Annotated in this window: 15 protein-coding genes and 2 other RNA genes; 3 read left to right on the top strand and 14 right to left on the bottom strand. The window is 65.5% G+C overall.

Annotation, left to right across the window (positions count from 1 at the left end; all coding sequences use genetic code 11):
- Positions 1-154 precede the first annotated feature (154 nt).
- The 7 genes from AC1POX_RS15355 to AC1POX_RS15325 form a co-directional block, all read right to left on the bottom strand.
- Positions 155-229, bottom strand: a non-coding RNA gene (locus AC1POX_RS15355) — sX9 sRNA.
- A gap of 61 nt (positions 230-290) precedes the next feature.
- A complete protein-coding gene (locus AC1POX_RS15350) occupies positions 291-656 on the bottom strand; it encodes a hypothetical protein (RefSeq protein WP_008578205.1) in 366 nt (121 codons plus the stop codon).
- Positions 653-1,210 (bottom strand): bactofilin family protein, encoded by a 558-nt coding sequence (locus AC1POX_RS15345; RefSeq protein WP_014089701.1) that lies wholly within the window; start codon positions 1,208-1,210, stop codon positions 653-655. Before AC1POX_RS15345 ends, AC1POX_RS15350 begins: the two co-directional genes overlap by 4 nt.
- Before the next feature lie 233 nt (positions 1,211-1,443).
- Positions 1,444-3,153: a diguanylate cyclase gene (locus AC1POX_RS15340; protein ID WP_338334538.1), complete on the bottom strand. Its 1,710-nt coding sequence runs from the start codon at positions 3,151-3,153 to the stop codon at positions 1,444-1,446.
- Positions 3,154-3,263: 110 nt separating this feature from the next.
- The gene (locus AC1POX_RS15335) at positions 3,264-3,590 is read right to left on the bottom strand and encodes an XAC1346 family secretion chaperone (RefSeq protein WP_011346837.1); all 327 of its coding nucleotides are present in this window, start codon (positions 3,588-3,590) and stop codon (positions 3,264-3,266) included.
- Between the two features lie 229 nt (positions 3,591-3,819).
- Complete coding sequence (locus AC1POX_RS15330; protein WP_003489455.1) at positions 3,820-4,161, bottom strand: hypothetical protein; 342 nt, start codon at positions 4,159-4,161, stop codon at positions 3,820-3,822.
- A 122-nt stretch (positions 4,162-4,283) separates the two neighbouring features.
- Positions 4,284-5,459 carry a thiolase family protein gene (locus AC1POX_RS15325; protein WP_372356354.1) on the bottom strand — a complete coding sequence of 392 codons (1,176 nt, stop codon included), beginning with the start codon at positions 5,457-5,459 and terminating at the stop codon, positions 4,284-4,286.
- A gap of 153 nt (positions 5,460-5,612) precedes the next feature.
- Here AC1POX_RS15325 and AC1POX_RS15320 point away from each other — a divergent pair, with 153 nt between their 5' ends.
- Entirely contained in the window at positions 5,613-8,450 is a 2,838-nt protein-coding gene (locus tag AC1POX_RS15320) for a S8 family serine peptidase (RefSeq protein ID WP_372356353.1), read from the top strand.
- Positions 8,451-8,548: 98 nt separating this feature from the next.
- Here AC1POX_RS15320 and AC1POX_RS15315 read toward each other — a convergent pair whose 3' ends face one another.
- The 4 genes from AC1POX_RS15315 to AC1POX_RS15300 all read right to left on the bottom strand — a co-directional run bounded on the left by AC1POX_RS15315 (position 8,549) and on the right by AC1POX_RS15300 (position 11,786).
- On the bottom strand, positions 8,549-9,649 hold the full coding sequence (locus tag AC1POX_RS15315; RefSeq protein WP_005924809.1) for a Glu/Leu/Phe/Val dehydrogenase dimerization domain-containing protein: 1,101 nt from the start codon (positions 9,647-9,649) through the stop codon (positions 8,549-8,551).
- A 156-nt stretch (positions 9,650-9,805) separates the two neighbouring features.
- The gene (locus AC1POX_RS15310) at positions 9,806-11,062 is read right to left on the bottom strand and encodes a 2OG-Fe(II) oxygenase (RefSeq protein ID WP_372356352.1); all 1,257 of its coding nucleotides are present in this window, start codon (positions 11,060-11,062) and stop codon (positions 9,806-9,808) included.
- A 16-nt stretch (positions 11,063-11,078) separates the two neighbouring features.
- A non-coding RNA gene (locus AC1POX_RS15305) (sX9 sRNA) lies at positions 11,079-11,156 on the bottom strand.
- A 102-nt stretch (positions 11,157-11,258) separates the two neighbouring features.
- Complete coding sequence (locus AC1POX_RS15300; RefSeq protein ID WP_372357183.1) at positions 11,259-11,786, bottom strand: YgjP-like metallopeptidase domain-containing protein; 528 nt, start codon at positions 11,784-11,786, stop codon at positions 11,259-11,261.
- Positions 11,787-12,166: 380 nt separating this feature from the next.
- Between AC1POX_RS15300 and AC1POX_RS15295 the strand changes: the two genes are divergently transcribed.
- A complete protein-coding gene (locus AC1POX_RS15295) occupies positions 12,167-12,340 on the top strand; it encodes a DUF1328 domain-containing protein (RefSeq protein WP_003489471.1) in 174 nt (57 codons plus the stop codon).
- Positions 12,341-12,498: 158 nt separating this feature from the next.
- Here the strand turns inward: AC1POX_RS15295 and AC1POX_RS15290 are convergent, their stop codons facing one another.
- The gene (locus tag AC1POX_RS15290) at positions 12,499-12,753 is read right to left on the bottom strand and encodes a DUF2789 domain-containing protein (protein ID WP_008578215.1); all 255 of its coding nucleotides are present in this window, start codon (positions 12,751-12,753) and stop codon (positions 12,499-12,501) included.
- Positions 12,754-12,925: 172 nt separating this feature from the next.
- Between AC1POX_RS15290 and AC1POX_RS15285 the strand changes: the two genes are divergently transcribed.
- Positions 12,926-13,192 (top strand): DksA/TraR family C4-type zinc finger protein, encoded by a 267-nt coding sequence (locus tag AC1POX_RS15285; RefSeq protein WP_011346842.1) that lies wholly within the window; start codon positions 12,926-12,928, stop codon positions 13,190-13,192.
- A gap of 183 nt (positions 13,193-13,375) precedes the next feature.
- Here the strand turns inward: AC1POX_RS15285 and AC1POX_RS15280 are convergent, their stop codons facing one another.
- Together AC1POX_RS15280 and AC1POX_RS15275 are read right to left on the bottom strand one after the other, a co-directional pair.
- Positions 13,376-13,969 (bottom strand): mechanosensitive ion channel family protein, encoded by a 594-nt coding sequence (locus AC1POX_RS15280; protein WP_029818992.1) that lies wholly within the window; start codon positions 13,967-13,969, stop codon positions 13,376-13,378.
- Between the two features lie 426 nt (positions 13,970-14,395).
- On the bottom strand, positions 14,396-14,581 hold the full coding sequence (locus AC1POX_RS15275; RefSeq protein ID WP_008578219.1) for a hypothetical protein: 186 nt from the start codon (positions 14,579-14,581) through the stop codon (positions 14,396-14,398).
- Positions 14,582-14,711: the final 130 nt, after the last annotated feature.

Raw genomic sequence — 14,711 nt, 5'->3', positions numbered from 1 at the left:
TGCCACTACCTCGCGAGCAGCCGCCGGACAGGCGTGGACGGCGCACAGAGGCTACGGGTGCACGCACGGCACATGCCGATCAACTCACCGCCACGTTCGTCCGGCAGTGCGCGTTTAGTGTTGGCAGCCGCGTGGATCGTGGACGCCTCAGAGCGGCCAACAAAACGTAGCGAGCGGCCGTCAGGTGGCGTGGACGGTACGAAGGAACCGCGGTGTACGCGTGGGACATGCCGATTCCGAGCAACGGCCGCGCCCGCCTGGCGGTTGCGCAGTCGTTTTGTCAGCTGTTCTTAATGCCGCGTACGCCGCCCGGGCGAACGCACCGCGCTCGCTTCCACCGCCAGGGTGAAGCCGCGTTCTTCGCCGCCGTGCATTGCGCCGACATCGACCACCTGGCGACGGATCTCCTCGCCCTTCCCGTTACGCACCACCACCACCACCGTGTATTCCCACGGATCGCCGTCGGCCGGGTGGCGGATGGTGCCGTCGACCTTGAGCGGCACGATCGGCGCCGGCTGCGCGTGTTGCGCAGCCGCCGAATCGAAGCGCAGGTGGTGCTTGCACGCAGGGCAGACGCTGGCGCTTTCCAGGATCGTCGCCTTGCAGTGCGGGCAGCTGCGCGTGGCGCCGGGCGTGCCCGGGCGAGGTGCACTCATGTGGCGTCGCTGTCTCCGCTGACCACTGGCTTGCTGGCAGTGACCGGCTTGCCGCCATCATCGCCCCAGCCGAAATCGGCCTGGCCGCGCATGCGCGCACCCGAGGCCACCGTGAGGCTGCCAGCCTTGACGTCGCCGACCAACACACCGGACGTCTGCAGTTCGACCTGCGCGGCAGATTCGATGTTGCCCTCCAGCTCGCCGGCGATGATCACCTTGTTGGCGCGCACGCCGCCATTGAGCTTGGCGCCGCGTTCGATGGTCAGATCGCCCTTGACGTTGACATCGCCCTTGAAGCGGCCGGCCAGACGCACATGGCCGGCGCCTTCGATCTTGCCTTCGATGCTGATGTCGGCAGCGATCAGCGACTCTTTCGCTTCGCTGTGACGCTGCGTGGCCACAGCTGCCGGCGCGACGCTGGGCGCTGCGGCGGCGGGCACCGGCGGCGCGGGGCTGGCCTCGGCGGTGAACAGCCTGCCATCGGCCGCAGGAACCTCGGGGGTGACCGGAACGCCGTCTTTCTTGTTGGGACCTTGATCGCGCCACATCGACATCGGACTGCCTCGCTTTAGGGGTCGAGGCCGACTATCGCTGCGCAACTGGATCTTTTGTGTGACGGACTCCGCAAACCGGGATGGACGGCGCGCGTTACGAAGCTGTCGGCAAACGCTGCGAGCAGCCGTCAAGTGGGTGCGCGCGGCGCACCAGGGCCACAGTCTCCGCGTGCTACCTCCCGGCTTCGGGCGCGGCCGCGCCTGGCTGCCCGCCGTGGCCTTGTCAGCTGCCTTCAGTCCGCACTGTCTGTAGCAGCACCGTATCGCTCGACCCGGTTGCGCCCAGCATGCTTGGCACGATACAGCGCTGCGTCGGCTTTCTGGATCAGGCTCGCACCCTGTTCGCCATCGGCAGGGAAGCTGGCCACGCCGATCGAGGCAGTCACCTTCGGCAAGGCGCGCGCACCGTCGCTGACCGCCAGCGCGGCGATGTAACTGCGAATCTGCTCGGCCACGCGCATGGCTTCTTCGCCATCGGCTTCGGGCAGAAGGACGGTGAATTCCTCACCGCCGTAGCGGCATGCCACATCCTCGGCGCGCAGGCGGGTCAGCAGCAATTCGCCCACCGCTGCCAGCAACAGGTCGCCGCCGGCATGGCCCTGGCTGTCGTTGAACTGCTTGAAATGGTCCACGTCCAGCATCAAGACCGACAACGGCAGACCACGCCGTGCGCACCGCGCCAACTCGTGGCTCAGCGATTCTTCCAGATAGCGGCGGTTATACAGCCCCGTCAGCGCATCGCGGATCGACTGCCGGCGCAGCGACTCGCGCAAGCGCAGGTTGCTCAGCGCCAACGACAACTGTTCGGCGGCCGCCTCGGCGATTTCCAGCCGCGGCATCGGCCCCGGGCCGGCGGCAGACAGGAACAGAAACCCGAGCTGGGTGCCTTGCGCCGACATCGGCAGGCACGCGGTGGTGACGGACGCATCGTGTGCGGGTTCTTCGATATGCGCACACAGCGCATCCCGGCCCAGGTCTTGGACGATATGCGGCTGGCCGCGGCGCAGCGCCCAGCACTGCTCGGGCGACAGATGCGGCGCGCTGCGCACCAGCGGCTCGCCCCAGTGGCTGATCGCCTCGGCGCGGTCCTGCGAGGCGCGCAGCAGGTACACGCTTCCCGCCACGCCCGGCAGCAGGCCGGCCAGGGTACGGCTGCTGACCATCAACGCTTCTTCGGCACTGATGCAGCTCTGCAGCAGGCCGGTGTAACGGCTGAGCAGGTTGAGATCGGCGGTACTGCGCTGCAGTGCCTCGATGCTCTTGCCCAACTCGCGATTGGCCTGAGCCGCCAGCTGTTCGGCCTGCGCGCGGTGGCGCAGTTCGCGCATCAACAGCGCATAGACCATGCCCACCACCAACAGCCCGAACGGAATGCCGGCCAATGCCAGTGCCAGCAACAGGTTGGCGCTTTGTTCGCTGCTTCGCGCGCGTTGTGCCAGCAGCTCCTGTTCGCGCTGCACCATCGTCAATGCCTGCTCGCGGATGGCGCTGGTGGTGCGGAATGCGCTCTGCCGGATGTCGGCACGTGCCGCCTCCAGCCCACCTTGTGCATAGAGGTCGAGCACGTGCTGAATCTGCCGCAGGCGGGTTTCCACCAGCCGTTGCAACTGCGCCAGGTGCTGCTCCTGTGCGGGGTTGTCGACGATCAGGCGGCGCAGGTTGTCCAGCAGGATCGGCAGACGTTCGACACTGGTCTGGTAGTCCAGCAGGTAGGCGTCGTTGCCGGTAAGCAGGAAGCCGCGCTGCGCCGATTCGGCATCGAGCACGCGCGCCTGGATCTCGTCCACCCGCCCGATCACCTCGTGGGTGTGCGACACCAGCGCAGCGTCGGCCAGCGAACGGCGGGCACCGACGAAGATGCCGATTCCGATGACGACGAAGATCAGCGCAGAAAAAATCAGCGCCAGCTGGTTGCGCCGGCGCGACGTAAAAGAAGAGGACATATGCGAATGCTAGCCTGCCGGCCTCGACAACACGAGCCATCCGTCGGCCGAGACAAGCGCGCCGGCACATGGCCGGCGCGTTGCGGGTGCTGCGAAAGGGGGGGACGGACTCAGTGCTGCGCGTGGTCGGCGTCGTGCTTGTCGGCATTCTGTTCGGCCTTGTTGGCCATTTCGCGCGTCTTGTCGGCAGTGGCATCGGCCGCATTGGCGGTGGCACGGCTGGCGTCTGCGGCCAACTCGCGCGCAGCCACGCGTGCATCGGCAGTTGCGGCCTTCGCTTCCACTGCCGCACGGTCGGCGGCCTGTTCGGTCGCGGCGGCGGCGTGCTTGGCGGCAGAAGCGGCATCGCGGCGCGCCTGCTCGGCATCCGGGCCCTGACAGGCAGCAAGGGTGAGGGCGGCGATGGCGCTCAACGACAGCATGCGGATCGTCTTCATGGGTGGTCCTGTTCCTGTTCCGGTGTTGGAAGCCGGAGCTTATGTAGGAGGCGATGCAGTCTGCGTCAATGCGTGGCTGGCCATTCAGCCGCCGGGGAGACAGACGCAATCGTGCAGGTTGTCGGTGGTCTTGCCGGCAGGTACGGCGTGCAAGGCTTGCACCGCAGGCAAAGAAAAAGCCGCTGGAAACCAGCGGCTTTTTCCGAACTCGCTTGGAGTCAAGAAGTGATTACTTCTTGGCTTCTTCTGCGGTGTCCTTAGCAGCCTTGGCGGTGTCTTCAGCCGTCTTGGCAGCGTCGGCAGCCTGGTCAGCAGCAGCGTCGGTCGCGGCGCCGGAAGCAGCCTGAGCAGCGTCAGCAGCGGTGTCGGCCGAAGCAGCAGCGGTGTTGGCAGCAGCCTGAGCGGCGTCAGCCGACTGCGAGCCCGAGGCAGCAGCCTGGTCGGCAGCGGTCTGAGCGTCGGCAGCAGCTTCGTTAGCCGAAGCAGCAGCGTCCTGAGCCTGTTCCGGCTTCGAGCAAGCGGTCAGGGCCAGGCCCAGAGCCATTGCGATCAGCAGCTTGTTGATGGTCATTGTTTCAATCCTCGTCGTTAGATTAGGCAACGCGCTATTGCGCGCCCCCGACATGATGACGGCCACAAGACGAGTGTCAAGCGCACGCGCATTCAGTTTTGCAAAATCGCCGTTAAAGATAATTAAATCAATTCGATAGCGATGGCGGTCGCTTCGCCGCCGCCGATGCATAGCGTTGCGATTCCGCGCTTGCCTCCGCGGCTGCGCAACGCGTTCACCAATGTCACCACCAAACGCGCGCCGGATGCGCCGATCGGATGGCCCAGTGCGCAGGCGCCGCCATGCACATTGACCTTGCCGTGCGCGATGCCAAGTTGCTTGATTGGCGCCATCGCCACGACGGCGAAGGCTTCGTTGATTTCGAAAAGGTCCACATCGTCCAATTGCCAGCCGAGCTTGCCGAGCAGCGATTGAATCGCAGCGACCGGTGCGGTGGTGAACCATTCCGGCTCCTGCGAGTGGGTGACATGGCCGACGATGCGCGCCATCGGCGTCACGCCGCGGCGTTGCGCATCGTCCGCGCTCATCAGTACGGTGATTGCCGCGCCATCGGAAATGCTCGAGGAACTGGCCGCGGTCACGCTGCCGTCCTTCTTGAAGGCTGGCTTCAACGTCGGAATCTTGGCCACGTCGGATTTGCCCGGCTGCTCATCGCTGTCCACGACGACTTCGCCCTTGCGCGTGGCGACCGTCACCGGCACGATTTCGTCGGCAAACGCGCCGCTGCGCTGCGCCGCCTGCGCGCGCTCCACCGAGGCGATCGCGAACGCATCCTGGTCGGCGCGGCTGAAGCCGAGCTTCTCCGCAGTGGCTTCGCCGAATACGCCCATGGCCTGGCCGTCATACGGGTTGGTCAGGCCGTCCCAGGCCATGTGATCGACCGCCTGGAAATTGCCGTAGCGGTTGCCGGTGCGCGAGTTGGGCAGCAGATGCGGGGCATTGCTCATCGACTCCATGCCGCCGGCCACCACGATGCTGGCCGAGCCGGCCCTGATCAGGTCGTGTCCCAACATGATCGCCTTCATGCCCGAGCCGCACACCTTGTTGATGGTGGTGGCGCCGGTCGAGGTAGGAATGCCTGCGGCAATCGCGGCCTGGCGCGCAGGTGCCTGGCCGAGATTGGCCGGCAGCACACAGCCGACGATGACTTCGGAAATATCGGCAGGCGCGATACCCGATTGCGCGAGCGCCCCCCGGATGGCAGCCGCGGCAAGCGTGGGTGCCGGCACCGCGTTGAATTGGCCGAGGAACGAGCCGATGGCAGTACGTTTGGCAGCAACGATGACGATGTCGGACATGAGCAGATACCGTTTAAAGTGAAACGATTATCTGCCTCATGGCGGCGCCGCGCCAGCACGCGCCCCACGCGCACGCTTTCCGATTAAAGTAAGCAAAGCGTTATTCGGGCCCGATTGGGCCCCATCCATGGAATGGGTTCGGGGAGAACACCAATGAAGAAGCAAGACGTCGCCAGGACCGTGCTGGCCTCGGCGCTGGCGGTTGCGTTGACCGCGTGTGGCGGTGGTGGTGGCGGAGGTGGTATCCGTCCAAGCACCCCGGCCGCACCGCCGGTGACCTCGCCACCACCGCCTCCGCCGCCAACATCACCGCCGCCACCGGTGACAACGCCAACGACGCCGGAGCCGGCGATCGATGCGCATCTGGCGCTGACCAACGCGCGTGCGGCTCAGGCGCTTGGCTTTACCGGCGCGGGGTACCGCATCGGTGTCATCGATACCGGCATCAATGCCAATCATCCGGCGTTGCAGGGACGCGTCAGCGACAGCTTCATCTATGTGGATCCACGCACCAACAACACCGCAGTGGGCGATGTGGTTGGGCACGGGACCGTGGTGGCCGAGCTGGCCGCCGGGCGTGCGGTCGGGCAATGGCCCGGCGGCATCGCGCCGGGTGCGGGCCTGGTGTCTGCGCGCATCATCAGCGACCGTGCGCCGGACGATGACGGCAGCGGCGACGGCAACGAGGTCGATGGACCGCTCGGTCTGGGGCCGGTGCATGCCGATCTGATCAGTGCCGGTGTGCGCATCATGAACAATTCGTGGGGCGGCCTGTATTGGAACGACCCGACGGTGACCAATCAGATTGCCCAGGAGTACCGCCCTTTCATCCTCAGCAACGATGGGCTGGTGGTGTTCGCGTCGGGCAATGAATCGCGCTCGCAGCCCTCCGATACGGCGGCGCTGCCCAGTCAGCCTGGCCCGAACGGGACGCTACCGGCGGCCGATCTGGAGCGCGGTTGGTTGGTGGTCGGCGCGCTGGATACCGCCAACCCGACGCAACTGGCGTCGTACTCCAACGCCTGTGGTGTGGCGATGCGCTACTGCCTGGTCGCGCCAGGCACTTCGCTGTTCATCGACCCGGACGCCACTGCCGGCAACATCCGTTATTTCTACGGCAGCGGCACCTCGTTCGCAGCGCCGCTGGTCTCCGGTGCGGCTGCGCTGGTGTGGCAGGCATTTCCGTATTTCAACAATGATCTGGTGCGCCAGACCTTGCTGGGAACCGCCACCGACTTGGGGGCTGCTGGCGTGGATCCGGTCTTCGGCTACGGCCTGCTCAACGTCGGCAAGGCAGTATTGGGGCCGGCACGCTTCGATTGGGGCACGGTGGATGTCACTGTCACGACCTTGCGTTCGACTTGGGCCAACGACATCAGTGGCACCGGCGGCCTGACCAAGCGCGGCACCGGCACCTTGGTATTGAGCAGCACGGCCAATACCTTCAGCGGCGACACCCAGGTCCTTGGCGGCACCTTGCAGACCGCCAGTTTGCAGAGTGCGCGGGTGAGCGTCGCCAATGGCGCGCGCCTGGTTGTTGCGGGCAACATCGGTGGTCGGGTCGACAACGCCGGGACCTTGCAGGTCAACGGCGCGACCGCCTCCATTGCCGGCAACTACACGCAGGCCAGCAATGGTCGCCTGGCACTGAATGTGGGTGACCGGTTGAATGTCGCGGGCACGGCGACCATCGCCGGCGACCTGCAATTGCTCGGTCGGCGCGACTACGTCGCCAACAACACGACCTACGCGGTGCTGCAGGCGACCAATGGTTTGCAAGGCACATTCGACACGCTGAGCAGCGGGCCGGCGGTGACCTTTCTGAGCGCCACGCGCAGCTACGACGCCAACACCGCGTATGTGTCGCTGCAGCGCATGGATGTCACCGCGGTCGCTGCGTCGCTGGGCGCGATCGGCACCGCGTCGATGGATTCGGCCATCCGCGTCGAGCAGGCGTTCCAGCAGGTCGATGCGCAGCAGTTCCAGGGCAATGGTGCGCTCAGCGGCGGCTTCATTCGCGCTGCAGCTGCCTTGCAACAATCGCCAACCGCCAAGGCCGCGGCGGATTCGCTGCGCAGCCTGTCCGGCCGTGCGCATGCCGACTCTGCGGCGATGACCTTCGACACCATCGATCTGAGTCGCCGCGCGCTGGCAGCGCATTTCGATGGGCTCTCGCAACAGCCGCGTCTGTTGGGCAACTGGCAACGGGCACTCGGCGGGCCGGGCGAGGGCGGTGCAACCACTTCGGGCTTTGCCACCTCCGGCTGGATGATGGGCAACGATGTGCGTCTGGCTTCCGGTGCGGTCACCGGTTTTGCGTTCGGCGAAACGCGCTCCAGTAGTCTGGGCGACCTGGATGGGGCACGCGGGCGCGATCGTCAGGTGCAGGCGCAGCTGTATTGGGGCACGACATTGGGCGCTGCGTACACGCTGGGCCAAGTGGGCTTTGGCAACGTCAATCGGCAGATCGAGCGCACCCTGCAGCTGGGCGAAGACCGCAGCAGCGCCTTCAGCGACTACAGCGGCAGTTACCTCAGCAGCAATCTGGAAACCGGGTACCGCCTGGGTGGCGCGCATGCAAGCCTGACGCCGTATATGGGCCTGGATTACGTGCGTTTGCGCAGCGACGGTTTCCGCGAAAGCGGCGGCGATGGCTTCGGCTTGCGTGCCGACGCGAGTACGTCATCGCGCACGCAGGCGCTTGCCGGTGTGCGATCGGCGTATCGCTGGCGCGGTATCCAGCTGGGCGGCTATGCGGAATGGCAGCAGGCGCTGAGCAGCGATGGCTTGACGCTAGATGCCAGCTTCGTGGGGGTGGATGCGTGGGCACCGCTGCGTGGCATGCAGCCCGCACGTTCGGAGGGTCTGTTCGGCATCACCGCTGCAGCACCGCTTGGCCAGCAGAGCCAGCTGCGTTTCGGTTACGACCAGCGGGTGGGCGAGCGCGGCGACGACCGTGCGTTTAGCCTGAAGTACAGCGCCGATTTCTGATCGGCGTGCATGACGCCCGGGCGCAATGCCCGGGCGTGGCGTTTTCAGCGGCAATCTCGTACTGCGCTGATCGCTACGCCCAATCTATCTGTTGCCAGTTACTCGCCGCGTAGTTTGTGCAGGAAGCGCGGCGCAGTACGACCCAGCGGCAGCTTGAGTTTGCTGATGGCCTCAATGCGCGCTTCGGCAATCTGATCGGCCGCCTGCTGCGGCGAGACGTCCAGCTGCGTGGATAGATCGAAGACCTTTTCCAGGTTGTGATAGATGCTGCGGATCAGCCGCATCGCACGCTCACGGTTGTAGCCGTCGATCTCCAGCGACACATTCATCACCCCACCGGCATTCACCACGTAATCGGGTGCATACAAAATGCCGCGCCGGTGCAGCTCTTCGCCGATGGCGGCGCTGGCAAGCTGGTTGTTGGCGGTGCCGCAGATGATCTTGGCCTTGAGCTGCGGCAGCGTGTCTTCGTTGATGGCGCCTTCCAGCGCGCAGGGAGCAAATACGTCGGCCGATACCTGATGGATTTCATCCGGGCGCACCGCTTCTGCGCCGTATTCGGCCACTGCGCGGTCCACCAGCGCCTGATTCAGGTCGGCCACATAGAGTTTTGCGCCGCGCTCCTTGAGCAGCTTCACCAACTCCATGCCGATATGGCCCAGCCCCTGGATCGCAATGCTGGCCTTGCCGACTTCTTCGTGGCCGAGCTTGCGGTTGAGCGAGGCCATCAGTGCCTGCAGGGCGCCGTAGGCCGTGAACGGGGCAGGGTCGCCGGAGCCGCGGTGCACCTGGTGCACACCGGTGACGTACTCGCTTTCCAGGTAGATCTGCTCCATGTCATTGACGTCCGTGCCGACGTCCTCGGAGGTGATGTAGCGCCCGCCGAGGGTATCGACGAACCGGCCGAACGCGCGGAACAGCGCTTCGGTCTTGTCGGTCCGAGGGTCGCCGATGATGACCGCCTTGCCGCCGCCGACATTCAGGCCGGCCAGGGCGTTCTTGTAGGTCATGGTGCGGCTCAGCCGCAGCGCGTCGTTGAGTGCCGCCTCGCTACTGGCATAGGGGCGCATCCGCACGCCACCCAACGCTGGCCCAAGGCGCGTGCTGTGCAGGGCGATGATCGCCTTGAGCCCGGCGTCGCGGTTGTGACAGAAAATCACCTGCTCGTGGCCGGTGGTATCGAGGGTTTCGAAAAGCATCGAAGGCTCCGCGGGGCTGCGTGATGTGCCTTCCCTGAAGCCGGGCGTGCACCCGTGCCGTGGGAAACAAAAAACGCGACGTTTGCAGATCCTGTCCGATCACGTCGCGCTGCAACATTTTAAACCACGTCGGCAGGGGGGTGTGTATGAATCTGTTCACCAATCCCGGTAGCGTTGCTGGCGGAACCACAGCGTCCCCAACCATTTGCTGCCTGCCGTGACCGGCAGGCCGGCGTGCAGCGAATCGGCGTCCGGGCGGCCATCGGCATGCAGGTTGTCGAAGCAGACCAGTGTGCCGGGACGTGGCCGCACGCGAACGCCGGCGACCGGGAATTCGGTCTCGCCACCGGCGCCGACGTCGTTGAGATAGACGCAGACGGTGCGCTGGCGGTTGCCGGCGGTGGGGCGGTCGGCGGCGATCGTTCCGGGCGGCAGGTAGTCACGGTGCGCGCGGTACTGCTCGCCCGGTGCGTAACACAACACCGAGAGCGGTTCTGCGTGGGCGAGCGGGAGCTGCGCGCAGGCCGCCAACCGCGCCTGTGCGGCACGCGCGGCGAAGTCCTCGATGATGGGGTCCAATGTCGCGCCGTGGCTGGTGCGGATCGGCGCGCGCCCGGTGCTGGCATCGTTGGGATCGATCACCTTCGAGGCACGCAGATGCGGTCGCGCCAGCAGCATGAGCAAGCGGCATTCGTCGGCCGACAGGACTGCGGCATATTCTTCGATGCGTGGGGCTGTGTGGCGTCGCACCGGGCCAACACGCGGCGCGAATGCGATGCGGTGACCGGCGGTGTCGTCCGCGGGGTCCGGCGGCGCGACGTCCACCGGCGGTAGCGCGGTCATGCCCAGGGGCTGCAACTGCTGCAAGAGCTGTGCAGCGGCATCGGGCTGGGGCGGCACGCCTTCGCCGCGCAGCAGGCGCTCGGCCAACAGGGCGGCCGACACGGCATCGCCGCCGGCCGCCGCGCGTTCCAGCAAGGCGACGCACTGCCGTTGCCGCTCCGGATGCGCCACACGCCCGTGCTGGATGGCGATGGCGCGTAGTGCTGGCGGGTAGTCGGCATTGGCTGCCGACTGCAGTCGATCCTGCGCAGTGCCGGCCAGGGCCAGCGGCTGCTCTCCCACAGCCAGGGTCGCCAGCAAATAGCGTGCTGCTGCCGCGCCCTGCCGCTCGGCCAGCTCCCAGTGCGCACGCGCCTGACCGACGTCCACCTCGCAACCGACGCCATAGGCCCGCATGCGCCCGGCTTCGACCTGCGCCAGCGCATCGCCGGCGGCCGCGCTGCGCAAATACCAGACAAGCGCTTCTTCCGGTTGGCCGGCACGCACCAGCGCCTGGGCCAGCGCGTTGATCGCGCCGGGTTGCTGGCGTTGCGCCGCGCGGGTGAGGTCTGCAAAAGAGGAGGGCTGCATGCGCGCATCCTAAAGTGGCCAACACCACGTGGCGAGCGGTCGTCAGGTGGAGGTGGGCGGCGCGCTCGGAACTGCAGTGTACGAGAGTGTGCGAAGGAGACTTGCCGATTCCGGGCACCGATGGCGTGCGCGCCCGCCTGTCGGTGAGCGCAGTGGTTCGGTCAGCCGCGCCAAGTCCTGCGCGTGTCCTGCACGCTCAGCGATCGGCAGACAGGGCTAATTGCGTCAGATACAGGCGCAGATCGAATTCCAGCTGATGGTAGTCCGGGGTTATGTGGTTGCAGAGCTGGTAGAAGGCCTTGTTGTGATCGGCCTCCTTCAGGTGCGCCAGTTCGTGCGCCACGATCATCTGCAAGAACGGCTCCGGCGCGTCGCGAAACACCGATGCGATGCGGATCTCGCGGCTGGCCTTCAGGCGGCCGCCGTGCACGCGGGAGATCGCCGTATGCGTGCCCAGGGCGTGCTTGACCACGTGCAGATGATTGTCGTACGTCGCCTTGTGCAGGGTCGGCGATGAGCGCATGTAGCGCTCTTTCATCGCCTTGACGTACTCGTAGAGATGGCGATCGGTGCGGATCGCGTGCCGGTCGGGGTAGCGTCGCGCCAGTACGGTGGCGAGCTTGTCCTGTGCGATCAGCTCGCGCACCTGATCCAGAACGGCGGGCGGGTAGCCGGTGAGGTAGCGAAGAGTGTCCATGGCGATCTGTCGCGGGCAGAGGCGCATGATCGCCGATGTGTCGGCCACTGACCAATCCATCCGTGCAGATGCGTGACTACGAACCAGTCGCGCATGCGCGCTGAGAGTCGACGTGGCAAGCGCGTGCATCTGTTGCGCCCAGTGCGGCTTGCACGATGCCATGCGCATGTGGTGTTTCGTCGTGCAAGGACGGCCCCGCGCGCAGCTGCGATGATCCCTCCACGGGCGCGTGCGCTCGCGTGGACACGGCGCTTACTCTCTGAATGCAACGCGTGTATTGCAGTGTGTGTCAGGCGTATTCACGAGTGCGGCACATTCGAATCGGTAGCGTGCGGTGCATGTTCTGCGGCGCTGCGCCGCAAGCACACGATCGAACAACGGCACGGTGCCGATGAGGAGACAACATCATGATCAAGTGGGCCATCATTTTCGCAATTATCGGCTTGATCGCCGGTGCGCTGGGCTTCGGCGGCATGGCCGGCGCGGCGATGGGTATCGCCAAATTCCTGTTCTGGGCGGGCATCATCATCGCCATCGTGCTGTTCGTGCTGGGCATGACGATTGCCAAGAAAGTGACCTGACGCAGGTTGCACGGCCGGGCACGCGCGTGGCTGCCCGCGGTCCTGCCTGCGATGCAAAGGAGCGGCCCATTGGCCGCTCCTTTTTTTTCACCAATGCGCTGGCAAGCATGTCAGCTGCAGGCGATCTCAAGCGTGGCGCACGTGAGTGCGTGCCTGGCTCAAACGCCGGTATCGTCGGCAGTGGTATGCAGGGCGATATTGAGCTGATCGATGGTCACGATCCAGTCGGCATCGTCGAGGCGTTCTTCACGCAATAGCTGGGATTGGGCAGGCGTCCAGAACGGCGCTTCTTCCAGGCGCATATCGCCCGGCAGCGGGGAGTGCTCGGCAATGAAGCTGCGAATGCTGGCTTCGTCGGACGGCAGGCCAAGCTGGGCGAAGAGTTCGGAAAACGGGTGGACGGGCTGTTCCATTGCTGTTCCTTCGTGGGTGCGGATGGCGGAGTACTGGTCACTGCCGCGCGCGGCGGCCGGCGGCGTTGATTTGATGCTAGTTCAACCAGCTTGAGCGTACTGTGCACACGCGGCTTGGATTTGCCTGCGCGAGTGACCATATATGTGTCCAGACCAGCGAGGTATGGCGATCATGGCGACCGGATGGGCGGGTGATGGAGCGGTACAGGACCAGATCGATGCCACTGTCGACGATGCGATCAAGCGCGCGCGGAGTCAGTTGCATCACGGCCCGAGCCTGACGCACTGCGAAGAGTGCGAGGCACCGATTCCCGAGGCGCGCCGCAAGGCGGTGCCCGGCGTGCACTTGTGCGTGCACTGCCAAGAGGCGCATGACCTGGAGCAGGCTGGGCAAAGCGGCTACAACCGTCGCGGCAGCAAGGACAGTCAGCTGCGTTGAGTGGCTGATGGGTCATGCCCGCGATGCGACCGCGACTGCAATCCCCGCAGACGGCGCCGCTATCGCAAGCGTGCGCCGCAGTGGAGCCTACTGCGGTCGTCGAAGGTTGCCGCTTGCCGATATCGCCGTGTATGGGTTCTGCCACTGGCGAACTCGCCGCAGTACCGCGTCTTGGCCTTGCGCCTAGTTGGCGTTGAAGCTGCCGGTCTCGCGCCAGCGACGCGTCGTGCGCTGGAAAAACAGGCTGTTGGGAACTTGCAGTACGCTGCCGGCACGCTCGCCGGTTTCTTCCAGCGTGGTGTAGATCACGTTGATATCGATCACACGTCCCTTCAAGCCGGGCTTGTCGCCGCCTTCGAGAACCTCGATGTGATCGTGCAGGCGAAATGGCCGCGTGGTGATGATCAGGAATGTGCAGAAGATATTGGACAGCACGCTCCATGCAGCGAAGAACGCCACTGCGCCGACGGCTGCGAACCCGGTGAATGCGGTCCACAACGTGCCGCCCGAGACGCCGATGACCCGTAGCACCATCAGCAAGGCACTGACCGAAATGACGAAGCTGCCGACGCGGCGGATGCCGATCATCATTTCGGCGGGCACGCTGTAACGCGTGCACAGCCGCCGCAGCAACTGCCGGAGCAGCAGGCGGACCAACGCGGCAACTGCCAGGATCAGCACGATCTTGACCGTCGGTACCGCAATCGCCAGCCATTCGGGATTCCAATGGGGCAACAGGCTGCGGATCATGGCGGGCAACGCATCGGAGGCAGGCATCACGGCGTGCAGAATCAAAGGGGAATCCATTGTAGCGGGCCAACTCTGCGCTGTCGGTGTGCAGAGTGAATGCATGCTCGTCTGCGAACGCAGAAGTGCGGCAGATTGCATGCGTTCAATGCATGCCTACGCGCGCATGCGGATGGAGTCGTGGGTACACGCCTGGAGTTTTTGCGCGGATGCAGTGCAAGGCGCCGACGCGTCCGCAGCGTTCGGTTGCCACGCATCGGCGGCCTGTGCGAAGTCATTGTGCGGGTCATCGCCAGAAGCGACACGAGGTCGCATTGGAGTTGCAGTCCTGCGCGATGCGTATGAATGACATCGGCGGACGCCAGACACAAACATGCCACCTTGCGGTGGCACGTTGATACAACAATCCAACTTCGCGGCAACATGCATTGCAAACCTGCCGCGGTGTTGGTGGCGTTAGGCGCTCTTGTCGCCGTCGTTGCGCGCCGGGCCGAAGTTGGTGGTGAGCACTTCGATCCGGCCGCCGGTCTTGCGGAACGCGGCGATGTCGGCAGCGATGCGCTCACGACTGAGCGGCTGCGACTTACCTTCGCTGCGAGCGATGCTGGGCTGGGATTTCTGCTTGGTCGCGGGACGTGCCATGTGGCCTCCTGTAGCGGGGAAGTGCGGTGACACCGCGTGCGGCTAGGGTGGCGCGCGCGGAAGCGGTGTCGAGAGTGCGGCGGCGTTCGGTGCGCCGTCGCGGCGGCACGGTGTACGTGCCGTTGCAGGC

The sequence above is a fragment of the Xanthomonas sp. NCPPB 3442 genome, from assembly GCF_056725145.1.
This window is presented reverse-complemented; position numbering and strand designations above follow the sequence as displayed.